This is a genomic window from Rouxiella sp. WC2420, assembly GCF_041200025.1.
Taxonomy (GTDB): Bacteria; Pseudomonadota; Gammaproteobacteria; order Enterobacterales; family Enterobacteriaceae; genus Rouxiella.
Map to the genome: position 1 here is coordinate 2,644,072 of NZ_CP165628.1, position 24,537 is coordinate 2,668,608.

Sequence of the window (24,537 nt, forward strand, 5' to 3'; positions counted from 1 at the left end):
TACCCTCTCAATCAATATTTAAATTACCTTTCCTGTTGTACCTTTTGTTGCAGCACTGGAACAATCACTTATTTTCGCTTTGTATGCTCGCGGTTTTGAAAAAATACGGTAGGATGAATTCACTGATTCGGAACACCGAATATCCTTAATCAATGCAATCGAAAGGTATGAGATATGTCTAACAAAACAATTCAATGGAATGGTGCCTTACAGCCTGAAGCGGTAGAGATCCTGTCTAAAGACGGCGGTATGATCGTCTGCCCGACTAAAGTTGGCTATATCATCATGACTTCCGATGCAAAAGGTCTTGACCGTAAATTCGAAGCCAAAGAACGTAACCGCAACAAGCCGGGCGTTGTGCTGTGTGGCTCTTTGGAGCAGCTGAAATCACTGGCTCAGCTGAATCCAGAAATCGAAGCGATGTACCAGCAGCACTGGGACAAAGATATTTTGCTGGGCTGTATCCTGCCGTGGAAAGAAGAAGCCAAGGCTCGTATTCCTGATGATGGTTCTAAAACCATGATGATGGACAAGCGTGACACCAGCTGCTTCGTTATCAAGTTTGGTAAGCCGGGTGAAATTTTGGCTAAAGAACTGTGGGAAAACCACGGTAAATTCTCTTTCGCCAGCTCTGCCAATCCATCTGGTAAAGGCAACCGCGGCAAAGTTGAAGGTATCGGCGAGCGTATCGAATCTCACGCTGACCTGATCATTGAAGCTAACGAATACGTGACTTCAATTCAGCCAAACGAAAGCGAGAAAACTCGTTACGAGCAAGGTGTAATGGTTTCCATGGTCGACGAGAACGGTACTCTGGTACCTGAGCAGAAGGGTCAACGCAGCGTGACTCCATGCCCTATCCTGATCCGTAAAGGTCTGGACGTTGATAAAATCATGTCAATCATGTCTGATATTTTCCTGACTTGGGATTACCGTCAAGGTAATTACTACTAAGTCCTGTCATTGCCAAGCCGCAATGCATTGCCAGACAGCAAAACGGGTGCCTAAGTGGCACCCGTTTTTTATGTTAATGCACCTGATATTTATCTGAGTTCGTCTTAGTCAGGCTTGAAATTAGGGCTGACTTAGGTTTTCAGCTCATATAATTCTTACGCAGTTTTTTCTCTAAATCATCGACAAACAACCGCACTCGCGCCGACAAACGATTCTCGGATTTAAACATTACCCACGAATGATAAGTATCCATCTGCCAGTCGGGTAACAGGCGAACCAGTTTTCCTTCTTTTACTGACTCCTGAGCAATGTAATCAGGCAAGTAAGCAATGCCACCGCCAGAAATCGCCGAACTCATCAAAGCCACGCTGTTGTTCATGCGAAAACGACTGTGCACTTCGATATCCAGCTTTTGCTTGTCCTTGTAGAACGGCAGCGAAATGGTATGCGCCGGACCGCGAAACAGTATGTAGTCGTAGCGTGGCAAGTCTTCCGGTTTATTGATTTTGGCCAGTCTGGCCACGTAATTCGGTGCGGCGTAAAGCCCCCAGGTAATAGGGATCAAAGGCTTGAGCTGTGCGCTGTCCGGTTTGTCGCGAGTGATGACAATCGCAATATCATACAGATCGTCGGCCATATTAACCGGGCGATCGGTCAAGTCGAGATCCACATTGACGTGTATATTGTTGTTAATAAAAGTATTCAGCACTGGCACGATGCACTGACAGCCAAAGGTTACTGGCGCAATCAGTCGCAGATTGCCCATCGGCTCCTCATGAAAATGGCGGATGAAGTGCTCCGCCCCTTTGATTTCATTGAGTATGCGATGGCAATACTGGTAATAGCTCAGCCCGACTTCAGTCACGGCAATTTTGCGCGTGGTGCGATTAAGTAGCTGCGCGCCAAGGCGAACTTCGAGGCTGGCAATTTCACGGCTTACGGAAGACTTCGACAGCCGCAGGGATTTAGCGGCTTCGGTAAAGCTTAGCGTTTCAACCACGCGGGCAAAGACCACCATTGCGGTGAGATTTTCTATATTGTCCATGGGTCTGTCTGATGATTTAAAGGCATTCAATAAAATAACATATTTAGCACAGGTCCAGACAGCCTCTCTATTTTTCAGACCCTATAACGGTCGTTATGCCTTTTTAACCCTCAACGCCATACCCAACGCCAACAGTGAAATCACCATTGCCACCCAATATACGGGCTGATGTCCGAGATTCTCACTCACCAGCCCCTGAAGCAGTCCGGCAATAATAGCGCCGGTGGAAACGCTGTTGCTGTAGAGCGTGCTGGCAGAACCAGGGGCCGCGGGCAATAAATCTTGCATATAAAGCATGCCCATTCCGCCAACGATACCAATAAACAATGCGTTAAAAATCTGTATTGCCATCAAAGCCAGCGGTGAATCAACCAGCGCCATACCGGCATAAAAAACTACGGCACTCAGCACCCCCACCAGCAGCAGCGGGCGTTTGCCGAAACGATGAATCAATGGCGCCGAGAACAACACAATTAACACTTCGAATCCTGCACCCACGCCCAACAACCAACCGGCGAAACCGGCTGCGATATGGCTCAGGCTTAAAATATATAATGGCATATCAATAAGATACATCGCATCACCGGCCCACAGCAATGCAAAGGCGGCAAACAGCCACCAAACATCCCTGTCCTTGGTTTTAGAAACATTTGGCCCGGTTTCAATAGCCTGGACAGGCAATGCTGGCAATGAAGGCAGTAAAGCAACCACCAGCACTAATGCCAGCGCAAACAGAGAGGCGACAATTAAATAAAGGACAGTGAAACCAAAATGCGCGAGGGTAAAAAAGGCCAACGGAGGAGCAACGATCCACGAAAGCGAAATCTGCGCCCGCATGCGAGTGGTAAACTTCACCACTTCGCCGCCTGTTTGATCAGCATATTGGCGAGCAAGTGCAAATACTTGCGGCATCGCCGCGATGGAAACCGCTGACATCAGCACACCCAGTGAAATCAGCACCCAATAGTGGCGGTTATAGGCAAAAAGCAGCGCATTCACCACAGCAATAGAACAACAGGCAATAATCAGGTTGCGGCGGTTGCCAGTGGCATCAGAACGTCGAGCAATAAGCTGGCTCATCCCGATACCCGCAATGGCATTGACAGTATAAAAAGCGCCAACCATCATCGGCGTTGCGCCAGTATTGCGGGTAAGAAACAGGCTGAGTACTGGCCATTGAAACGCGCCGGAGATCCCTAAAAGTAACACTGTCGCCATAAAGGCCGCGCTGACCAGCTGATTGCTGCCCACGGCCTGCTGTTCCAACTCCATGCCAACTCCCTGAAAGACAAAGTTTTATCAAGTATTGATAGCATAGTTAATATTCGAACAGCAATAAAACATCATTATTATTAATGTTTTGTCTGCAAAGAATTCACCCGCAACAGGTCAAGCGCGATTTTGCTCGAGTATGTTCATTGCCTGAGAAATGCCGCCTTCAATAACGGCTAGCGTGACACCGTCACGTGAAAGCGTAGATATACCGAGTAAAAAGCTGTCGATTAATGCCGCTAGCCCGGCCACATCAGTTGTTGCCATTAGTTCACCGCATTCTATCGCGCGTTGCAGACAAGATTTAATACCCTGCCGAATACGCAGGCGAGAATCCTTCAGTGGCTGCATAACCTGCTGATTTTCAGGGGAACATGCCGACATTACCCCAAGTGCTACCATGCAACCCTGTGGATGATTTTTCTCACACTGCATGCGGGCGGACTGTCTAAGCGCGAGTTCGATGGCCGTGACAGGAGACAGGGAATTGTCCCATAGCGGTTCCATTACCTGCCCGTGAGAAGCCAGATAGCGCGACACGGCCTCGCGAAACAATGCTTCCTTGGAACCAAAAGCTGCGTAGAAACTGGGCGCTGTAATACCCTGACCCATCGCGGCTTTTAGCTGCGCCAGCGAAGTTGACTCATATCCGTTCTGCCAAAAAAGATGCATCGCCTGCTGCACCGCAGTATCACGGTCAAACTGTCTTGGACGCCCGGTTCTCATGAAAATCTCCATAGCAATGACAATATTTATATACTAGTCGATACATAAATCATTGACAAGCTGCCGCCGCCATGACAACACTTATGTACTAATCGATATATAAGTGAGAAATTTATGCATCATCGCGGCAATTCAGACCAAGTCAGTTCACCACCCGAGGTTCAACGCTTGCCGGTGATGGCCCTGCTGGCCCTGGCGATGACCGGTTTTATCTGCATCATGACTGAAACCGTTCCTGCCGGACTTTTACCGCAGATTGCTCAAGGTCTGCATGTCTCTGTGTCTTATGCCGGTCAACTGATTTCCGCCTATGCGGCAGGTTCGCTAATCGCCGCTATTCCCTTGACTTTGATGACGCGCAGCTGGCCTCGTCGCCACGTTATCTTGCTCACGGTGTTGGGATTTTTGCTCTTTAACTCACTGACTGCTATTTCTGAAAACTATGTATTGACACTTTTTACCCGCTTTATGGCAGGTGCGGCTGCCGGTTTGGCCTGGAGCCTGCTGGCAGGGTACGCGCGCCGGATGGTTACACCGTCACAACAGGGAAAAGCCATGGCTATTGCCATGGTGGGAACGCCGATTGCGCTCTCTTTAGGGGTACCGCTGGGAACCTGGATGGGAGATCTATTAGGCTGGAGGCTGACTTTTGGCGTGATGTCAGGCTTGTCGGTACTGCTAATTGTCTGGATTTTGATTTCATTGCCCAATTTCCCCGGACAGTCTGGCAAGTCTGCCATAGCGTTGCGTCAGGTGCTGATGACCCCGGGCGTCAGGCCTGTATTGTCGGTCGTTATGGCCTGGATCCTCGCTCACAATATTCTTTACACCTTTATCAGCCCATTTATTGCGCAGGCCGGGCTTGAGAAAAATGTGAGTCTGGTGCTGCTTACTTTCGGCATCGCTGCTCTGGCAGGAATTATTTTAACCGGCAAAATAGTTGAACGATTTTTACGCCGCGCCGTGCTTTTAAGCCTTGGGATTTTTGCGCTAACAATGCTGGCGTTTGCATTAAAGGGGTCATCACCGACCATAGTCTATTGCGGCGTGGCGATATGGGGTCTAACTTTTGGCGGTGCCGCAACACTGCTGCAAACCGCGCTGGCCGATGCGGCAGGAGAAGGCGCTGATATTGCTTTGTCGATGAATGTGGTGGTCTGGAATTTAGCTATCGCGCTCGGCGGCATAGTCGGCGGCCTTTTACTTGAACAATCCGGGGTTAAATATTTCTCCTGGACAATCATTGCTTTGACCTTGTTGGGCTTGGCTATTGCCTCGCGCGCGAACAAATACGGATTTCCACCGGGACAGCGTCAGCATCTCGACCCGGCATCGGAATGATTTGTGGCAAAAAATCGACTAATTCATTAGTCAATCACAACAAAATCAGGAAAAAATCATGAATACCCAGAATAAAAGAAAGGTCTTTATCATGGGCGGCAGCCGTGGAGTCGGTGCTGCAATCGTTAAAAAATTTGCCGAACAGGGTGACGACGTTGTTTTCAGCTACGTAAACTCACACTCGGCCGCTGAAACTTTGGCTCAACAAACAGGCTCTACCGCGCTACAGCTCGACAGCGCCGATCGCAACGCAATTGCCAGTCAAATCAGTAAACTGGGCAATCTGGATGTGCTGATTGTCAATGCTGGCGTGCTGAGTGCCGGAGATCCGCTGACTCTCAACGCCGACGAGATAGAAAAACTGTTCCAGATTAATATTCATGCCCCCTACTTTGCCGCAGTTGAAGCTGCAAGGCAGATGTCCAATGATGGCCGAATCGTGTTTATCGGCTCAACTAACGCAGACAGAATGCCAATGCAGGGGCTCAGCGCCTATGCCACCAGCAAGTCTGCCTTACAGGGAATGGTAAAAGGACTGGCGCGCGATTTTGGCCCACGCGGCATCACGGTAAACGTGGTACAGCCCGGTCCCACGGATACTGATATGAACCCTGCCGATGGCCCGTTAAACGAACTCATGCACAGTTTTATGGCTATAAAACGCCACGCTCACGGCGATGAAGTCGCGGCAATGGTAAGTTGGGTCGCCAGTGCCGAGGCCGCAATGGTCACCGGTTCAGCGCTGACCATTGACGGCGGTTTTGGTGCCTGAAATGATTGTTGATACTTACCAGCCAGCCCGCAGGCTGGCTTTTTACGAACCTGTAGATACTGGCGTCAGCACCGGATCGGTGCGGTAACGTGCAGCAAACAGCTGTTTCAACTGGCCAATTTTCGGCATGTCGTTGATTGCGATATAAGGGGCATCAGGATTTTCTACCAAATAATTCTGGTGATAGCTCTCTGCCGGATAGAAATGATTATGGCTTTCAACGGTGGTGACCAATGGCTTGCCAAACGCTTTGCTGGCATCTAGCTGAGCAATGTAAGCCTGAGCCACGCTTTTCTGCGAATCACCCAGCGGGAAAAGTGCCGAGCGATACTGTGTGCCGCTGTCCGGGCCTTGCCTGTCTAACTCGGTAGGGTTGTGCGCCACTGAGAAAAACACCTGCAAAAGTGCCCCGTAAGTGACCTGCGAGGGGTCAAAGGTGACTTGGACGGATTCAGCATGACCAGTATCGCCACTGCTGACAGTTTCATAATTGGCAGTATCTGCCGAACCGCCGGTGTAACCCGCGACCACTTTGGTCACCCCTTTTACGTGCTGAAACACGCCCGCGACGCCCCAGAAACAACCACCGGCAAACAGCGCCGTTTCGGAATGCGAGTTAGCTGGGGCTTCATCTTTCAATGGCGCAGGTATGGAGACGGCGGGTTCTGCCCCGCCAAATGACCAGGCAATACTGCACCACAGCAGCGCAGTGATGGCAATAAACGCGCCCCACGGACCGGAGCGGCGTAAAGAGGAGAATCTTTTTTGCGCTGTTTTCATAATGTACCTCACGGGAGTGTCGGCGAACGGGCAAACCGCGAAAGCAGCTTGATTTTTATTCAGCCTGGTACATTAAAGATGGCAGCTAAACCGGGTTAATGCGATGACCTCAGGATGACAAAATTGTCATAATGGCTTTCATTTAAATTCTATGGCCCCTGATTTGCCAGTACACGCTGAGAGCAGTATTCGGCATAGCTATTCAACATGGCAACATCTGATGGTCTTTCTACTGCCTCCCCATGTACGGTACGAATATTTCTCACCGCGTCATCGACAATCTTGTAGCTTCCAGTTTTGGCATGAACATTATCAAAACTATTGTTCAGCTCAGTATCAACCATTGCTGACTTATCTGCGGCGGTAATGCCCTGATGATATGAAGAGTTTCCGTTCTTCAGGCCCTGAGCAATCAGGCAGGCGCTTTTCACTACCCCAGAGCGACCATCACCAGCTCCGCAATGAATGGCCAGCATAGTATGGGGATTCCGCGCCATTTCGGCCAAAATCCATTGCACTATGCCATCAAGAGTGGCGATAAAAGTATCATCATCTGCCAGGTTAACTGATGGAAAATCATAACTATCTGTCACAAAATACTGTTGATCAACAACATAAGAAATTCCTTTTGCATTAAGCAACTGAGTGGCTTTATCGGCTTGAAATATCCCTGCTACAGGGTCGAAAATTTCTTCCGACATTTTGTTGTCTAAAGACAATAATGTGACAATATTCGACTGTTTCAGCTCATCACCTAACATATCCATATTGCTTTCAAATTCTCTCGGTTTTCCCTTATGAGTTGGCCGAGCTATCGACGCTAAACCGAGGCTGGGATGTTCCTGATAATTATGAATTATCTTTTTAGCCACCGGCGTCGGCAAGTTAGCAAGATGTTGAGCCAGCGCGCTAATTTGAGGCGCTGAGACTTGGTGAGGCGTATTAATGGGGGGTGCTACAGAGGGTGCAGGGACTGCAACCGGGGCATTGATCGGATGATGATACATAATTTACCTGAGAGTTGCCAGTTATGAAGACTTCCAACATAACCAGCAATCTCAGTACTTAACTACAGCGTAGCCTTCCTCCTGCTGTTACTTTTTCTCGCTTTCGCCGACGATAATCTCCTCGCCGATGGCGTAAAAATGTCCGCCTGCAACATAGTGAAGACTGCGTAATTCAGCAGGCGCTTGCTCGAAAAGCCAATGGCCGTTTTCAAACACCCGTTTGTCGGCCCAGGCACCAACGATTTCGCCGATATACAAATCGTAGGACTGCTGATTGTGCTGCTCCGGGATCAATTTGCACGCAAGCCACGCGGAACAACCCTCGACAAACGGCAGGTCAAAACCGTCGAAGTTGAACAGTTCGACCCCTGCCCGCACCAGCTTGTCTGGCTGCGTCGCCAGCGTTTCTGTTCCAAGCTGCAAAGTCATCGCCGCCTGTTTCGCCGTCGGAACCTGAATCACAAACATTCCGCTTTGTTCCAGCAGCTCACGAGTTTTAGCTATTTTATCGATCACGACGGTAAGCTTGGGCGGTGAAAAATCCAGCCCGCAGGCCCAGGCGGCAGCCATCACGTTATCAACGCCGTGATGGCGGGCAGAGACTAAAATCGTTGGGCCATGATTGATGAGCCGCCAGGATTTATCTAAAGGCACTGCCTTGATGAATTCATTCATGATCTTCCCTTACATAACGATAAATTAACGACTAAATTTTTTATTGATTAGCGTGCTGGTGGCGATTGAACCGGTGACTGCAAATAAAATCGGAATTAAAAAATCGTGATTAACACGGGTGAACTCCAAAATTAATACCACTGCGGTAATCGGCATTTTCATTGAGGATGCTAGAAACGCCGCTGCGCCGACAATAGCAAAAGCGCCAATTGCAGTGCCTGGCCAGAAATGGTCCCAGATAATACCCAAAATGCATGCCAGCAATGCGCCGTTGGATAATCCTGGCGTCAGCAACCCCCCTTCAGCCCCAGAGCGCAGACTGCCCCAGATCACCAGTAATTTTAACACCAATAATCCCGCCGCCAGATACAGCGTGATTTCACTATCGAAAGTGATTTGCGCCGGCCCTTTACCGTTGCCCAGCAATTGCGGGAACCACGCGGCAAGCAGCCCGAGAATGGCAAAGTTCAGCAAACAAAATACCGGCATCTGCCAGTTACGTTTGGCATTTTTACGCGCGTTGGTCATCACGCGGGTAAACAGGTTGGCGGCGATACCAAACAATGGCCCGCAAATCACCGACCAAATCACCAGCCCTGAAGTAATATCCAACTGCGGCAGGTGATACTGAGATTCGTTGCCCAAACCTATCCAGGCCACCAGCGCGGCAATAGACGAGGTGCAGATAGCAGGAATTAGCAGTTCGAGGCTAAAGGCGCCCAGCAGCACTTCCAAGGTAAACACCGCCCCGCCGAGAGGCACGTTATACACCGCCGCCAGCCCGGCACCTGCGCCACAGGCCACCAGAATGCGCGTTTCTGGCACCGTCAAATGAAAACGCTGCGCCAGCCAACCTGCGCCAATCGCGCCGACTTCACGCGGCGCAACCTCGCGTCCCAGCGGTGAACCAAGAGCCACGGTAATAATTTGCAGCAAAGCGTGGACAAGCGTAGAGAAAAAAGGCATTGGCTTATGCGGATTTTTGACCGCGTTGGCAATGCTGACTAACGGTTTGCCGAAGCGATAAAGCAGATACCAGCCGATCCCGGCTATCAGGCCACAGACGACCAACACGTAAAGTCTTCGTGAGGCATTGGCGGCGCTGACGCCTTCAAGGAAACTCTCTTTACTGATAATGGCGTCGGGACTGTAGCCGAAAGCAAAATGTTGGATAGCGTGCAGCAACAGGGCCAGCAGCATGCCGCCTATTCCCGCTGCGATACCGGTTAATAGTGTTGCAAATACCAGACGAACTATTCCACTGCGAGGCTCGACGTGCTGTTCACTCATCCTTTATTTCCTGTGTTTTACGCCTGCGTAAGGCTTTGATTCTAAATTAAGGAAATTATAAAGTTTAAGGTTTAATGGTATTTAAATGAGAAGGTGAACGGCCACGCCAACTTAAACATATTGTTAACATAAGCGAGATTACAGCAGCCAACGCCGAACAGCTGCGCCGCTGCTGTAAAAGAATGGCAATCAGTCCATGGTGTAGCCAGGTTTTTTGACCAACTCATCCAGATGCGCCTTGATGATTGGCTCATAAACTTCGCTCTTCCAGTCATCTTTGGCAATTTCATTCAGGCGAATGGAAACTGCTTCGTCAGAACTGCCGAAATGCTTTTTCAGCACCTCAGTGAGGTCGTCGGAAATAGCATTTTGTTGAGCTTCTGTCAGGTTGCGAGTAATGAATTTCAAATCTACGTGTGGCATACGCTTCTCCGTTAAAAAAGGGCTATCGAGTTGAGATACTTTAGCATCCTACAGCGATAGCCCCCTAAAAAGTAAGCACTGTGTGCCAGCAGTCAATACTACTGATTTAACTGCTGATTATTTGCTCCACTCGCCACGTCGTGCTGATTTTTAAATTAAGACTTCTTGCGTAAACGCAGCAGGCCAAAAATAATAAGTAGCACGACGACGACGCCAGCGGCCATCAGGTAGCTCACATAGCGGACAACAAACGGCGCTTCCCCGCCTTGACGCCAGGTTTTAACCTGTTCACCGGTCACCGGCTGATTGATATCAGCAAACTGATTGCGCACATAGCTGCTGACTGCAGCAATTTGAGCATCGTTCATCTGGTTGGCGAACGCTGGCATCGCTACGTCAATATCGTTGCCTTTACGCTCAATGCCGTTGGCAATAGTCATCACCAAATTTTGCGCATTCGGCCCTGAAACGGCAGTATTGCTGGTCAACGAAGGATAAAAATTATCTTTCGTGCCATGCCCCTCAATACCGTGGCAACTGGCGCAGGCGCCGTTATACAGCTCGGCACCGTCAGTGGTTTTACTCGCGGCAAGCGAGGATTGACTGCCCTGACCCACGATAATTTGATTAATATCAGTGGCCACGGCGGGAGTCGCCTCCCTGGCAGCAACCGGCGTCGCTATCGCCGGAACCTGCTTGATCCACATGGCAATAGCATTAAGGTCGCCGTCATTCAGATAACGGAAACTGTGCTCGACCGCTTCGCCCATTGGACCCGCTGCCTGTGCTTTATCGGCAAGATGACCGGTCTTGAGATAGGTGACAATGTCTGCCTGGCTCCAGTCGCCGATGCCACTTTTATCCGGGGTAATATTCGGCGCATACCAGCCGCCTAGCGGTCCCCCGGCGAGATTCTGACTGCTCTCTTCTGCCATCATCATATTGCGCGGCGTATGGCACGTGCTGCAGTGCCCCAACACATCGACCAGATATTTACCTCGATTAAGCTGCTCTGACGCGCCGTCCTGCCTGGCGAACGGTTTGTCGTCTCGATAAAGCAAATTCCAGCCCCACATAATCTGGCGAATATTAAATGGGAAGCTGAGCTGTGTTTGCTCTGCCGGCGCGGCGTCGTAGGGTTTTACACCCTGCATAAAATAAGTATACAGCGCGTGAACATCGTCATCAGTCAAACCGTGATAGGCGGTATAAGGCATTGCTGGATAGAGATTTTTCCCGTCGGCGGCGACACCTTTGCGCACTGCATCGGAGAATTGCCGCTCGCTGTAATTACCAATGCCAAACTGTTTTGATGGCGTGATGTTACTGGAGATAATCCGCCCCATCGGCGAATCAATGGCATAACCGCCGGAATAAGGCGCGCCGCCTTGCTTGACCGCGCGATGGCAGGCGCCACAGTCGGCCGCGACCGCCAGATACTCCCCGCGTTTAATCAGCTGATCGGTTGCTGCATCGGCTGCCTGAGCTGAAATGCTGTTAAAAAACCCTGCCATTAACGCTGCGACAGTTAACACCCTTAAAGAAATTTTCATCATTTTCCCCTGCTCAAATCTCTTTATCGATGATTTCAGCCGCGCGAATACTCAGCGCGACGCCTGTTAACGTGGGGTTGATCACCCCCGACGCAGGAATAACGCCGGTCGTTGCGAGGAACAGGTTGCTGTGATCCCAGGTTCGGCATTCGTGATTGACCACTGAGTCCTTTTGGTTATCACCCATGATGACCGTGCCCATCAGGTGGTCGCGGTTTTGCCAGCCGGTATTATCTTCAATCACCGTGCCCCCCATCAGGCTGACGAATTTTTTATAGTCCGCATCGACCACGCCTTTAGCGGCTTTGACGTAATCATCGACCTCGTAATGCACGGTGAGCATTGGAATGCCCAGTGCATCTTTGCGCGTCGTACTTGGGCGAACCGTGTTGGTGGCATGGGGCAAAATTTCGAACACGGTGGAGATATCCACCCAGCGCGCGGCCTGATGGCGGATCTGTTTGTCGAGTTCACTACCAATCACCCCTTTGGCAATCAGCCGTTGGGCCACGGTCATATTGGGTACGTTATTGGACATTGCGTGCTTGATGGCAGAATGTTTTTTGCGGAAATCACCGTCGCGATAGTTAAAAATACCGCCCTGCTGCACCGCGCCGCGTCCCGGCCAGACTGGCTCATCGGCAAGAAATTGCAGCCCCATGCCGGTGTGGTCCATCAGGTTTCGTCCAACCTGATCCGAGCTGTTGGCGACGTCCGAAATCAGCAGCAGCTTGGCGGTTTCCAGACCGTGAGCGGCAACGATAAAGTATTTTGCCGTCAGGCGAGTGTCCTCGCCGGTGGAGCTTCGCACGTGGACGGCCACAATTTTACCGTCATGCCCTTTCTCCAATTTCCAGGCGGTGGAATCGGTGAGCAGTTTGGCACCGGCGTCTTCGGCATGTTGGGCGTGTTTATCACCGCTGTACATCGAGCCAATCGGGCATACCGGCATACAGTTATTGTTGCCGCTACAGGCCGGGCGGCCATCGTAAGGGCGTGTCGCACGTCCGTTTGGCTCGTGAATGAAATGATATCCCGCAGGACTAATCCGGCTTTTCACTCGCTGGAACAGATAAGTCTCACCCTCTGGCTCCATCGGATAGGGTTTGGATCGCGGGGGAAAAGGCTGTCCGGCCTGCCCGCTTTGATCATCGGTATCACTGCCGCAAACGCCCAGCGCCTCTTCGGCTCGTTGATAAAACGGCTCCAGTTCGCTGTACTCCATCGGCCAGTCGCGACCTACGCCGTAAAGAGTTTTCAGCTTCATGTCATTGGGCAAATAGCGCCAGCAGGCCGCTGCCCAGTGCCAGGTCGTGCCGCCAACCAGTTTTAGCATCCCGGGACGGAAATCAAACGAACCGGTGTTCTCGATATATTGTTCGTCGTAAGAGTGGTGCGCCCAGGGCTGATTGGGATAAGGCGAGTTATAGTTGGCTTTTTTCGACGAATTACGGAAGTTTTCAACGATTTTCCAGCGCGGAATTCTTTCACCGGCTTCAAGGATAATCACCGATCGCCCTTTCAGGGCCAGGGTATGCGCGGCGTTGCTGCCAAGCGCGCCCGAACCGATCACGATGACATCGGCATCATATTGTTTAGTCATTACTGGCTCACATAATTAGAAAAATTAATTAATCGTTTTTTATTGTTGCTGGAGGCTGAGTCCAGTAATTGGTATGGCCGCGGGAAAAGGTCGGGATCACCGTGGCATCTAATGTCGGGGTATACATCATGGCGTCGGTATAAGTGACGAAACGGGTATTATCTACCGCACGCAGCGAGACGGGTGTTCCGGTAAAACCAAGATACCAGGCCGAGACAATCTTCCTGGCCGTTGCACCGGTCGCGGCATCGAGCATAATCTGATGACCGTTAAGCTCATCGGTTTGCGTAATGCCTGCGGCGGTGATTGCCCGCGACAACTGCTGCATTTGGGTCGGAAACTGCGAATCTTCTTCACTCAGGCAATGCAAAGCGCGCTGGGTGATCACTTGGCTAAGCTGTTTTCTGCCGGTAAGCATTAAGGAAAGTTGATAAAACGCTGAGGTATCACTGGATTGAGACGGTGGAACCGCCCAGGAAAGGACAGGATTGAGCGCGGCGAAGCCCGTTAAATAGGCTCCTGACTTCAGGAGTTGTCTTCTGCTTAACATCGAATAACCCTTAGTATTTATAGGTGTTATGTATTTGATGTTAATTATCAGTATTTGTAAACAATTAGCGGGATAATGTTATTTATTTGTTTCAAATAGAGCAATAAAACATCAGGGCAAGAAATTTATCATGCCCTGATGAGATAAAAAGCTATTTCAGCTCGGCACAGGCTCTGGCAATGCGCTGGCCTGCTTCTTCTACAGTGGCGAAATCTGTTGCAATTGAAAGACGGAAATACGGTGACAGGCCGAAAGCACTTCCCGAAACACCAGAAACGCCGCTTTCGAGCAGGAAGTTCATCACGTCGCTTTCCGATTCGATGAGCTTGCCGTCGCTACGCTGACGACCCAGCAAACCTTCACAGTTGACGAACACAAAGAATGCGCCCTCAGGACGTAATAAACGCAGCCCCTCGACCTGAGAAAGCGTCTCCACCAGCACGTCGCGACGCGCCTGATAAGCCGCCACCTGAGGCTGAATAAACGCCAGACCGCCATCGAAAGCGGCTACTGCCGCGGCCTGACTCACCGAACTGGCACCAGAACTGTTTTGCGACTGCACCACCGCCATCGCGTTGGTCAACGCCTTTGGACCCGCGCCGTAACCAATTCGCCAGCCGGTCATGGCATACGTTTTTGACACTCCGCCAACCAGCAAGGTGCGCTCACGTAAATCATCGGCAATGTTAAGCAGGCTGACATGCTGACGGCCATCAAACAACACGTGCTCGTAAAGTTCGTCGAGCAAAATCCACACCTGCGGATGACGACGCAACACTTCAGCCAGTGCTGCCAGCTCGTTGGCATCGTAAACTGCACCACTCGGGTTACCCGGATTATTAAGGATTAGCCAACGAGTGCGCTGAGTTATCGCTTGCTCAAGCTGTGCGGGAGTAAGCTTATATTCCTGCTCGATGGGGCAATCGAGGAATACCGGCGTACCCCCGTTAAAACGCACGCTGTCCGGAAAAGTCGGCCAGAATGGCACCGGCACCAGCACTTCGTCGCCGTCATTGAGGGTTGCGGCAAAGGCATTGAAAATAATCTGCTTGGCGCCGTTGGCGATGACGATTTGCCCGGCGTCAAATTCAAGCTTGTTTTCGCGCGCCAGTTTACGCTGTACGGCCTGGCGCAGTGGTTTGATGCCCGGCGTAGGCGTGTACTTGGTTTCACCGCGTTCAATGGCTGCGTAAGCTGCCTGTTTAATGTGTTCCGGAGTGTCAAAATCTGGCTCGCCGGTCGTTAAGTCGGCAATATCTACACCGGCTTCTTTCAGGCTGTTAGTCAGCTGTTTGGCTGCCGCGTTCGGTGACATCGATACCCGCTGCACGCGGTCAGATAACACTAATGTGGATAAAACATGGCTCATGGTAAACCCTCTCCTGACAAGGAAGCTCAGACCACCGGCAAACCGAGGTTTTCACGCAGCGTGGAGAACTCGTAGCTTTCACGGAACAGGCCACGGGCGCGCAGTACGGGAATAACCAGTTCAACAAACAGGTCGAGCTGCTCGGGGATAATCGCTGGCATGATATTAAAGCCGTCCGCACCTTCCTGCTCCAGCCACAGCTGCAAGTCGTCGGCGATATCTTCTGCAGTCCCGACAATCACCCGGTGACCACGGGAACCGGCGGCAATCGCGGCCAGCTCGCGCAGGGTCAGATTTTCCCGCTCGGCAAGGTCAGTCAGCAGCTTGACGCGGCTCTGATTACCTTCAACCGCAGGAATTTCCGGCACCGGACCGTCCAGCGGATATTGACTCATATCCAGGCCAAAGCGCGCAGAAAGCTGCTTGATACCATTGTCGATATCCACCAGCAGATTCAGCTGACGCCAGGTTTCTTTTGCTTCTGCCAGAGAGCGGCCGACGATTGGCATCACCCCCGGCAGGATCAAAAGGTGATCCGGGTTGCGGCCCGCCTCAACCACCTGCTGTTTTTGCGAACGGTAAAACGCCTGACCTTCTTCCAGACTGGCAGAAGCGGTGAAGACTACCTCGGCGGTGTGCGCCGCCAGTTTTTGACCGTCGGCAGACGAACCGGCTTCAATAATAACCGGTTTGCCCTGTGGCGAACGGGTGATATTTAACGGGCCTTGCACTTGATAATGTTCACCGCGGTGGTCAATCGCGTTGATTTTGTCGTCAACGAAATACTGGCCGGTTTCTTTATTGGCGATAACTGCGCCTTCCTGCCAGCCTTCCCACAGTTTATTGGTGACCTGCAAGAACTCGGTTGCTTTGGCGTAGCGGTCAGCGTGGCCCGGCATATCTTCTTTCGAGAAGTTGCGCGCCACGTCGTTGGAATACGAGGTCACCACGTTCCAGGCTGCACGACCGCGGCTAATGTGGTCCAGTGACGAGAAACTGCGCGCCAGAGTAAACGGGTCGCTGAAAGTCGTGGATGCAGTCGCGGCCAGACCAATGTGACACGTGTTAACCGCCACGGCAGACAACAGAGTCAGTGGCTCAAGACGCGCCATGGTTGAAGGCAAACGGTGCACGTTGGTTGCCAGCGCATCGCCGACGAAGAACATATCAAAGGTGCCTTCTTCGGCCTTTTTGGCAATGCTGATCAGCCAGTCGATATCGGTCGGGGAACCCAGTCGCTGGGTAAGACGCCAGCCGCTAACGTGATGGCCCAGTGGCTGAACAAACAGTCCGAGACGCATTTTACGTGGAGAATTCGAGGACCTGGTCATGGTGTTCCTTAATGTGATTCAAATCGCGAAATAACAAAAATAGTGGCGGTGATGTCGACTGTCGTACTCACCGCTCTACTGCGTCGGTCAGCTCTTAATAAGCGCGTTCACTGGCTTTTAAAGCCTGCAGGATAGTCGTTGCTGACAGCGTAAACGGCAGTCGCGCAGCGTTTTGCGCCGAAAACTTCACTTCCTGCGCCATCTTCTGCAACGCCTCTTCACGATTGCCGTCCAGAGTTGGCAACCGCAGCGGCGCATCAAACTGTTTCAACAGCGTCAACAGAACAGCGTCCGGTTCTCCGCCGTGATTTTCCAAAATTGACTGTAACAACAGGCCGAAACCGACTTTCTCACCGTGCAGCCAGTGGTGAAGCTCAGGCTGATGCGTCATCCGGTTGTGCAGCGCGTGCGCCACGCCGGGGGCAGGAAAATCATCGCGCATGCTGTTAGCCATACCGGCCATGGCGATATTGGCGTCGATGACTTTGATAAGCGCAGGCGTTACCCGCTGCTGCTGGTTGTCGGCGACCGCCTGCTGGCCGAACGCCATAAAGGTGTCTACCGCCAGCCGTGCGGCCATAACTTTAAGATTCAGCGCCAGACTGTCGGCATTTTTCTGCTGATAAGGGCGGAATTCGTACCATTTTGCCAGCGCGTCGACGATCCCGGCTTTCAAGAAACGCACATCACTGCGGGCAATGACTTCACTGTCAACCAACACCAGTACAGGCATCTTGGTCAACGGCTGGCTGCGCTCATGGCCGCCTGCTTCGTTATAGATAATAGTGATCGGCGACCAGGCAGCACAGGTGGCGGCCACGGTCGGGAAGGTCACGATAGAAACGCCGTCCAGACGATTGCCCACACCCTTGGCGGTATCCAGCACACGACCGCCGCCGATGCCCAGTACCAGCGTGGCGCCCTGCTCTTTTACCTTGTCGGTGTGCTCGACCAGAGCCTGCTCGGAACATTCGCCGGTCAGGAACTCCACCGCATACTGAATGCCGTGCGCCCGTAAGCTAGATTCCAGCTCAGGATTTACCGCTTCCCAGGCGCGAGTAGTGGTGATAATCGCGATGTGTTTAGACAGTGGGGCAATGTATTCCCCTGCCAGCGCGCGAATTCCAGATTTATGGTAATAAGTCTGTGGGGATTTAATAGCTAGCACGTCAATAACCTGTTCGGAATAATTAAAGAAATGCTACGAGAAATAAAGAAATAAGCAATAACTTACTGCCAGATCGCTTTTCCATAATTCGCAATTACTTATGCGTTTTTTAGATAAGCAAATAGCAAAGCTTGCTATGCATGTCGGAGTAAAGAAAAGATAATGAAACAATAAAACATAATGGCATTTTTTATTTCACCACGGAAAAGACGAGAATATTGATGAATCAGGTTTTCAGGCAATTAACCCCCGACGATAATCACGCTTATCTTGAATTAATGCTGGCCGCCTACGCGCCCATTAAAGCTCTCGGTATTCATTTTGACGCCGCGACCGCCGATCTTGCCCGCGTGACCCGTCATTTGGCTGAACACAATGTTTACGCGCTGCTGGTCGATGGCAAGATGGTGTCATCGGTGACCCTGCGCTATCCGTGGGGTCCGCTGCCTGGTCCGTTCGGCCTGCCGCACATTGGCTGGTTTGGTGCCCATCCCGATTACAACGGTCACGGCTATGGCAAGAAAATCCAGGACTGGGTCGAGCAGGAGATCCTGGTCAAACAGCTTAAATCCCCTGCTGTTTCGCTGGGCACCGCCACCAGCCATCCGTGGTTGAAAGATATGTACGTGAAACGCGGATTCCAGCCAATGATGGAAAAAGATCTCGGCAAAGGTCACATCACCTTATTTATGAAGAAAATCCTCGACCCTGTGGCACATGAAAAATGGCTGGCTAAACAAAACCTCAGCTAATCGCCATCGGCACACGTCTTTATAAAGGAAATCGAATATGAAAATCATTCCTGAGCATCAGGATCTTGCACAGCTTATTCAGGCATTTCGTTTAGAGTTACACCGTTTCCCTGAGCTTTCTAATCAAGAATTTGAAACCACCGCCAGAATTAAGGCAGTGTTGAACGAACACCAAATCCGCATTCTTGACCTGCCGTTGGCCACCGGGCTGGTGGCCGAAGTTGGCGATGCCAGTTCGCCACATCTGGTGGTTCTGCGTTCCGACATTGATGCCCTGCCAATTGACGAGCAGTCCGGCGTCGATTATGTCTCGCAAAATCCCGGCGTAATGCACGCCTGTGGCCACGATTTCCACGCTTCTGCGGCGCTGGGTGCGGCCATTCTGCTCAAGAAAATTGAACATAAGTTATCAGGACGTGTGCGCATTCTGTTCCAGGCCGCAGAAGAAATCTTCCAGGGCGCGCCTGCATTGCTGGCAACCGGCGCGCTCAACGAAGCCGCAGTGATTTTTGGTATTCACAATGACCCGACTCTGCCGGTTGGCGTGCTGGGCAGTAAAGCGGGCGCGCTGACCGCCAGCGTGGACCGTTTTGATATCAAAATCACGGGCACCGGCAGCCACGCCGCCCGCCCGCACGACGGCAACGATCCGATTATCATTCTCGGCCAGGTGATTGGCGCAGTGCAAACGCTAATGAGCCGCAACGTGCCGTCCGATCACAACGCCGTGGTGTCGATTACCCAAGTTCACAGCGGCTCGACCTGGAACGTCATTCCAGACAGCGCGATGCTGGAAGGCACGGTGCGCACCTTTAATCAGGACACTCGCGAGCTGATCGAACGCCGCCTGCGCCAGCTGTTGCAAGGCATCGCCACCGCGTTTGAGGCCAAAATCGAACTTAACTGGCAGGCTGGTCCGCCGTCGGTATTTAACGATGCACAATGGGCTGACTTTGCTCTGGAACAGGCACCCGCCGCAGGATTTGAAGCGCTGCGCGTCGAAGCCAGCCCGATTGGCGAAGACTTTGCTTTCTATCAGCAGAAAATCCCTGGTGTCTTCGTGATGATCGGCTCCGGCGGCCCTTACGCCCTGCATCATCCGGCTTTCCGCGTTGATGACCGCGCGCTGTTCCCGACCGCCGATTATCTGCATCGTCTGGCGGTGAAAGCCCTGGAAAAATTGCAATGAGTCAACAGCTAACCTATCAGGCCGCGCTATTACGACAGCAGGCCGAAGTCATCCTGACCGGCTGGGGTATGGACGCGGCCATCGCTGCGCAAACTGCCGAGCTGATGATCGAAACCGATCTGTTGGGGATCGACTCGCACGGTATTTCCATGCTCCCGCACTATCACAAGCTGCTGAAAGCTGAAAAATGGCATCCGACGGCCAAGGCTAAAATCGTCAGTGAAACGCCGGTTATCGCGGTGATTGACGGCTGTGATTCTCTGGGTCATGCGACAGCGATGTTAGCGATGCAAACAGCGGTAGAAAAAGCCCAAAAGCTCGGTATGGGCGCGGCGGCGGTCCGCAACTCCAACCATTTTGGGGCGGCGGGGCTTTATGCACGCCATGCAGCGTCGCAGGGAATGATCGCGCTGGTGACCAGCACCACCCGCAGTCGAATGCTGGTGCCGACCGGCGCACAGTCACCGGTACTGGGCACTAATCCAATAGCCTTTGCAGCACCGGCCAATAAAAACGCTGATTTCGTTTTGGATATGGCAACCACCACTGTTGCCGCCAACAAGGTTAAAGTTTACGATTTTCACCACAAACCACTGCCGCAAGGCTGGGTAGTCGATGAACATGGCGAAGCGGTCACCGACAGTTCGCTTGGCATGGAATACGTGTTTCAGCACCAGCAAGGCGGACTGACGCCACTCGGCGGTCTAGAGCAAACCGGTGGCCACAAGGGTTACGGGTTGGCAATGATGGCGCAAATTCTCTCTGGTCCATTGGCAGCGGCGGCATTTGGCGCGACCCGCGGCAATAGCGGTATGCCGAACATTGGGCACTTTTTCCTGGCGCTGGACCCGAAAGCGTTTCGTGGCGAAGGCGAGTTCGAACAGGATCTGGATCATATCATCGACACACTGCATGATACTCCGGCAAGCGACCCACAGCGCCCCGTGCAGGTTGCAGGTGAGCCTGAGAATCACCATCATCAGCAACGCAGCTATGAAGGTATTCCACTGCCTGCGGCGTTGGTCCAGCAGTTGCGGGACATCTGCCAGCAAAACCAGTTCGCCTATCTGTTGGGAGAGCGACCTTGAACCTGACACTGCAACTGGCCGAGCTGATTACCGGTTCGCAGCCTTCTGCTCTGGCGCGTGAAAAAGCCCGTGCCGGGGTGCTGGATTTTGTCTCGGTCGCACTGCCAATCGTGCAAGGTCAAATTGTCGATACGCCGCTGAGCGGCCTGCGTAAAGTTTACACTGCCCGTGACTCGCAAACCTTGGCTTTGCTACTCGGCTATGCTGGGCACGCGCTGGACTTCGATGATTTTCATCCCGATTTCCGCGGCCATCCGAGCACGGTGATTCTTCCTGCACTGTTTGCCCTGGCGCGTGATAACCCGCAACTCGGCGGAGAAGCATTTCTCGATGCCTACATTATCGGCGTTGAAACCGCAGGCCGACTCGGTCTCGCCGCCGGTTCGTACCATTATAAAGCCGGTTATCACAGCACGGTAACACTGGGGACTATTGCTGCCGCCGCCGCCGCGGCACGACTGGTCAATGTCAGCGTGGACCAAACTGCCAATATTCTCGGCATCGCGGCGACGCGTGCCAGCGGTTTGCGGGCGCAGTTTGGCTCGGCAATTAAACCACTGCATGCCGGATTTGCAGCAGAATCAGCGGTTATCGCCACCAAACTGGCATTGGCCGGAGTGGAAGGTCAACCGGCGGCAGTGTTGGAGGCTTTCCTGATAAGCAGCGGGGGTGGACAGCAGCAGCCGGAAAAACTGGTTGCCCACTGGGCCGAACCGTGGCGCATCGTGTCTCCGGGACTGGAATTCAAGCCTTATCCGACCTGCGCCGGAACCCACAGCGCCGCCGATGCTGCCTTTGTGCTGCGCGAAGAATGGCTGCAAACCAGCGGCAAGCCTCTGGCCGAGTTGGCTGACGACCTTGACAGTATTGATGTGTCTTTCCCGCCGGGGGGCGATATTGCTGCCTCGGTCCGCTGCCCGCACAACGGTATTGAAGCCCGTTTTAGCCTGGAATACGTGATTGCCGCTGTGTTGCTGCGTAATCGATTGAGTCTGGCAGATTTCGGCGAAGGCCCGCTGGATGCGGAAATTTTTGCTTTGGCTAAAAAGGTGCAACGATCCCCAGACGCCACAGCACCGCCGGATGAAATCGACCCGACTCAGCGTTTTCATCAGGTGACGTTGTCACGAAAAAATGGCGAAATGCTGGTCTGTCGGATAACCCGCAAGCAAAGCGTGGCTAAAGGGGTAGATCAGAAACTCAAGCTACAAGGCTGTTTATCACAGGCCTCGCAGCAAGAGTGGAGTGAAATTGAAACCTTGAGTCAGTTAACTTCGCCAGCCGCCCTGACTGAACTGGCAAAGCGGCTGACGTCGTTCTGATCCCTTCAAAGCTTAACGGTAAAGCACTACCGGCGGTTCGAAAGCCTGCACCGCCGGAGCCGTTCCCTCAAAGCGGGCAACCTCGACAATGGTTATCTGCCCGCAACATCCCTGTGCCAGCGAAGAAGTGCCGACGTCCAAGGTTAAAACGTTGGGATTACCGTGGCGACACAGCGGCTTCTCGGCCTGCGGATCCTGCGGGTCATACCAGGCTCCGGTGGGTAACTGAACCACGCCGGCCATAATCCTCTCGCTTATATCGACACTTGCCAGCACCGTGCCGCGCGAGTTGCTGATTTTTACCGTATCGCCGATTTTGATCCCGCGACTGGCCGCGTCTTGCGGATGCAAACGGCAGATCTCGCGTCCGTCGAGCTTCTGGCTGACACTGTGTTTGCCGTAATCCAGCTGGCTGTGCAGCTTGGTCGCCGGTTGGTTGGCAATCAGATACAGCGGATTCCCGGCATCAGGTTTTTGCGTAGGCTCCAGCCATACCGGATGCCCAGGGCAGTCGGCATCGTTAAAATCGGCGATGGTTTGCGAGAATATTTCGATTTTGCCGCTTGGCGTGGGCAAAGGATGCTGCTCAGGATCGTTACGCAAATTTCGCAACAGCCTGCCGCCGTCCTTTAACTGTGGCAACTGCAGTTGGCCGATGTCCCAGAAGGTGCTGAAATTTGGCACGTCGATCCCCTGCTGCTGGCACTTTTCCTGCATCTGCCCGTAAAGATGCTCCAGCCATTGGCGCGCGCTGCGCCCTTCGGTAAACGCCTCTTCACGGCCCAGTCTCTTGGCCAGCTCGGCAAAAATCGTGTAATCGTCTTTGGCTTCACCAAAGGGTTTAGCTACCGGCTGCATGGCAAACAGATGGCGATCGGTTGGCGCTCCGCCCACGTCCTCACGCTCCAATGTCATGGTGGCAGGCAAAACGATATCGGCGTGGCGCGCGGTGGCAGTCCAGGCAACTTCGTGGACAATTAATGTATCCAGCTGGTTAAAGGCCTGACGCAGGCGCGCCAGATCCTGATGATGATGGAACGGATTGCCGCCTGCCCACCACGCCAGCTTAATGTGCGGATAACGGCGCGTCTCGCCGTTGTAGCGGAATTCTTGCCCCGGATTAAGCAACATGTCAGAGATACGCGCCACCGGGATAAAATCCTTCACGCCGTTTTTGCCCTGCGGCAGTGCGGGATAAGACACCTGATTATGATGCTTGCCGTAATGGCCCAAAGCCCCCAGCGCATAACCATAGCCGCCGCCTGGCAGTCCCGGTTGGCCCAGCGCCGCTGACAGCACCAGCCCAAGCCAAACCGGCTGTTCGCCGTGTTCGGCCCGTTGCAGGGCGTGCGCCACGGAGATCATCACCCGCTTGCCGTGCAGCTCCTCGGCGAGTTTTTCGATACGCGCTGCGCTGATGCCGCAAATCTCTGCCGCCCAGACCGCGTCACGCACCTGACCGTCTTCCGCGCCAACGATATAGGCGACCATTTTGTCCCAGCCGACGCAGTAGCGAGCAAGATAATCTTCGTCAGTCCAACCGTTACTTTTCAATACATGCAACAAAGCAAGAATCAGCGCGGCGTCGGTGCCAGGACGGATAGCTAGCCACTCGCCCTGGGCTTCGTCCGGCATATCGCTTTGCAGCGGGCTGACCGAGATAAATTTTGTGCCGCGTTTGGCCGCTTTATCGATAAACCCGCGCTCGGTGTGCTCACTGAGCCCACCGCTGGCGACCTGTGAGTTTTTCAGCGCCAGACCGCCAAAGGACAGCATCAGGTCGGTATGTTCGGAGATCTCCTCCCAACTCACGCCGCGACGGGCAATTTCGTTCATATCGCCGACGATGTGCGGCAAAATTACCGACGCCGCGCCGGAACTGTAGCTGTTTACCGAGCGAACATAGCCGCCGATAGTGGTGTTCAAAAAACGGTGAACCTGGCTTTGCGCATGGTGAAAACGCCCCGCGCTCGACCAGCCGTAGGAGCCGCCAAATACCGACTCCGGTCCATAGGCTTCGGCAATACGCGCCAGCTCACCCGATGCCAGCGCGTAGGCTTCTTCCCAGGTAACGGCGATATATTCATCGGCACCGCGGCGGTCATCAGGACCGGGGCCATTTTCCAGCCAGCCACGGCGGACCATCGGCGTAGCAATGCGCACTTTGTGGTTGAGCGCATTTTCAAAGTTTTTCAGCAGTGGACTTGGGTCGGGATCGCCGGAAAAAGGGATTACTACCAGTTGATCATTGTCCAAAACGGCGGTAAAAGCTCCCCAGTGGGAGCTATGAGTGGTAGGTTTTACGGTCATGGTTGACGGGTTGTCCT

Annotated in this window: 22 protein-coding genes; 7 read left to right on the forward strand and 15 right to left on the reverse strand. The window is 52.7% G+C overall.

Translation table 11 applies throughout. From position 1 onward, the window contains the following. Positions 1-174: 174 nt before the first annotated feature. The gene (locus tag AB3G37_RS12025) at positions 175-954 is read left to right on the forward strand and encodes an L-threonylcarbamoyladenylate synthase (RefSeq protein ID WP_009636161.1); all 780 of its coding nucleotides are present in this window, start codon (positions 175-177) and stop codon (positions 952-954) included. Between the two features lie 139 nt (positions 955-1,093). On the opposite strand, the gene AB3G37_RS12030 is transcribed toward AB3G37_RS12025, so the two are convergent. From AB3G37_RS12030 to AB3G37_RS12040, 3 genes are all read right to left on the reverse strand, one after another. Next, positions 1,094-1,999, reverse strand: coding sequence for a LysR family transcriptional regulator (locus AB3G37_RS12030; RefSeq protein WP_369787885.1), 906 nt, complete (start codon positions 1,997-1,999; stop codon positions 1,094-1,096). Between the two features lie 93 nt (positions 2,000-2,092). Then, positions 2,093-3,271: a sugar efflux transporter gene (locus AB3G37_RS12035; RefSeq protein ID WP_369787886.1), complete on the reverse strand. Its 1,179-nt coding sequence runs from the start codon at positions 3,269-3,271 to the stop codon at positions 2,093-2,095. 117 nt (positions 3,272-3,388) lie between these two features. Further along, positions 3,389-3,997, reverse strand: a complete 609-nt coding sequence (locus AB3G37_RS12040) for a TetR/AcrR family transcriptional regulator (RefSeq protein WP_369787887.1) — start codon at positions 3,995-3,997, stop codon at positions 3,389-3,391. Between the two features lie 114 nt (positions 3,998-4,111). Between AB3G37_RS12040 and AB3G37_RS12045 the strand changes: the two genes are divergently transcribed. Then, positions 4,112-5,338 (forward strand): MFS transporter, encoded by a 1,227-nt coding sequence (locus tag AB3G37_RS12045; RefSeq protein WP_369787888.1) that lies wholly within the window; start codon positions 4,112-4,114, stop codon positions 5,336-5,338. Between the two features lie 58 nt (positions 5,339-5,396). Next, positions 5,397-6,110 (forward strand): SDR family oxidoreductase, encoded by a 714-nt coding sequence (gene bdcA / locus AB3G37_RS12050; protein ID WP_369787889.1) that lies wholly within the window; start codon positions 5,397-5,399, stop codon positions 6,108-6,110. Between the two features lie 42 nt (positions 6,111-6,152). Here the strand turns inward: bdcA and msrA are convergent, their stop codons facing one another. From msrA to AB3G37_RS12105, 11 genes are all read right to left on the reverse strand, one after another. Continuing rightward, the gene (msrA, locus tag AB3G37_RS12055) at positions 6,153-6,890 is read right to left on the reverse strand and encodes a peptide-methionine (S)-S-oxide reductase MsrA (RefSeq protein WP_369787890.1); all 738 of its coding nucleotides are present in this window, start codon (positions 6,888-6,890) and stop codon (positions 6,153-6,155) included. A gap of 149 nt (positions 6,891-7,039) precedes the next feature. Continuing rightward, on the reverse strand, positions 7,040-7,897 hold the full coding sequence (locus tag AB3G37_RS12060) for a hypothetical protein (RefSeq protein ID WP_369787891.1): 858 nt from the start codon (positions 7,895-7,897) through the stop codon (positions 7,040-7,042). Positions 7,898-7,984: 87 nt separating this feature from the next. Then, a complete protein-coding gene (locus AB3G37_RS12065; protein ID WP_369787892.1) occupies positions 7,985-8,572 on the reverse strand; it encodes a flavin reductase family protein in 588 nt (195 codons plus the stop codon). Between the two features lie 24 nt (positions 8,573-8,596). Then, positions 8,597-9,862, reverse strand: coding sequence for a chloride channel protein (locus AB3G37_RS12070; RefSeq protein ID WP_369787893.1), 1,266 nt, complete (start codon positions 9,860-9,862; stop codon positions 8,597-8,599). Positions 9,863-10,051: 189 nt separating this feature from the next. Then, entirely contained in the window at positions 10,052-10,285 is a 234-nt protein-coding gene (pptA, locus tag AB3G37_RS12075; RefSeq protein WP_009636151.1) for a tautomerase PptA, read from the reverse strand. Positions 10,286-10,440: 155 nt separating this feature from the next. Next, entirely contained in the window at positions 10,441-11,838 is a 1,398-nt protein-coding gene (locus AB3G37_RS12080; RefSeq protein ID WP_369790948.1) for a cytochrome c, read from the reverse strand. 13 nt (positions 11,839-11,851) lie between these two features. After that, positions 11,852-13,441, reverse strand: coding sequence for a GMC family oxidoreductase (locus AB3G37_RS12085; RefSeq protein ID WP_369787894.1), 1,590 nt, complete (start codon positions 13,439-13,441; stop codon positions 11,852-11,854). 28 nt (positions 13,442-13,469) lie between these two features. After that, positions 13,470-13,991, reverse strand: coding sequence for a sugar dehydrogenase complex small subunit (locus AB3G37_RS12090; RefSeq protein ID WP_369787895.1), 522 nt, complete (start codon positions 13,989-13,991; stop codon positions 13,470-13,472). Between the two features lie 151 nt (positions 13,992-14,142). Then, on the reverse strand, positions 14,143-15,360 hold the full coding sequence (locus tag AB3G37_RS12095) for an aminotransferase class I/II-fold pyridoxal phosphate-dependent enzyme (RefSeq protein WP_369787896.1): 1,218 nt from the start codon (positions 15,358-15,360) through the stop codon (positions 14,143-14,145). Positions 15,361-15,386: 26 nt separating this feature from the next. Then, positions 15,387-16,691 carry an LLM class flavin-dependent oxidoreductase gene (locus AB3G37_RS12100; protein WP_369787897.1) on the reverse strand — a complete coding sequence of 435 codons (1,305 nt, stop codon included), beginning with the start codon at positions 16,689-16,691 and terminating at the stop codon, positions 15,387-15,389. 94 nt (positions 16,692-16,785) lie between these two features. After that, entirely contained in the window at positions 16,786-17,859 is a 1,074-nt protein-coding gene (locus AB3G37_RS12105) for an iron-containing alcohol dehydrogenase family protein (protein ID WP_369787898.1), read from the reverse strand. A gap of 221 nt (positions 17,860-18,080) precedes the next feature. On the opposite strand from AB3G37_RS12105, the gene AB3G37_RS12110 reads away from it, so the two are divergent. From AB3G37_RS12110 to AB3G37_RS12125, 4 genes are read left to right on the forward strand one after another with little or no spacing between them, the layout of a single operon-like run. Then, positions 18,081-18,611: a GNAT family N-acetyltransferase gene (locus AB3G37_RS12110; RefSeq protein WP_369787899.1), complete on the forward strand. Its 531-nt coding sequence runs from the start codon at positions 18,081-18,083 to the stop codon at positions 18,609-18,611. Between the two features lie 37 nt (positions 18,612-18,648). Continuing rightward, the gene (locus tag AB3G37_RS12115; RefSeq protein ID WP_369787900.1) at positions 18,649-19,800 is read left to right on the forward strand and encodes an amidohydrolase; all 1,152 of its coding nucleotides are present in this window, start codon (positions 18,649-18,651) and stop codon (positions 19,798-19,800) included. Then, positions 19,797-20,888, forward strand: a complete 1,092-nt coding sequence (locus tag AB3G37_RS12120) for an Ldh family oxidoreductase (RefSeq protein WP_369787901.1) — start codon at positions 19,797-19,799, stop codon at positions 20,886-20,888. The genes AB3G37_RS12115 and AB3G37_RS12120 overlap by 4 nt, the downstream gene beginning before the upstream one ends. Then, positions 20,885-22,210 carry an MmgE/PrpD family protein gene (locus AB3G37_RS12125; protein WP_369787902.1) on the forward strand — a complete coding sequence of 442 codons (1,326 nt, stop codon included), beginning with the start codon at positions 20,885-20,887 and terminating at the stop codon, positions 22,208-22,210. Before AB3G37_RS12120 ends, AB3G37_RS12125 begins: the two co-directional genes overlap by 4 nt. Positions 22,211-22,222: 12 nt before the next feature. Here the strand turns inward: AB3G37_RS12125 and AB3G37_RS12130 are convergent, their stop codons facing one another. Next, positions 22,223-24,520 carry a molybdopterin-dependent oxidoreductase gene (locus tag AB3G37_RS12130; protein WP_369787903.1) on the reverse strand — a complete coding sequence of 766 codons (2,298 nt, stop codon included), beginning with the start codon at positions 24,518-24,520 and terminating at the stop codon, positions 22,223-22,225. Positions 24,521-24,537: the final 17 nt, after the last annotated feature.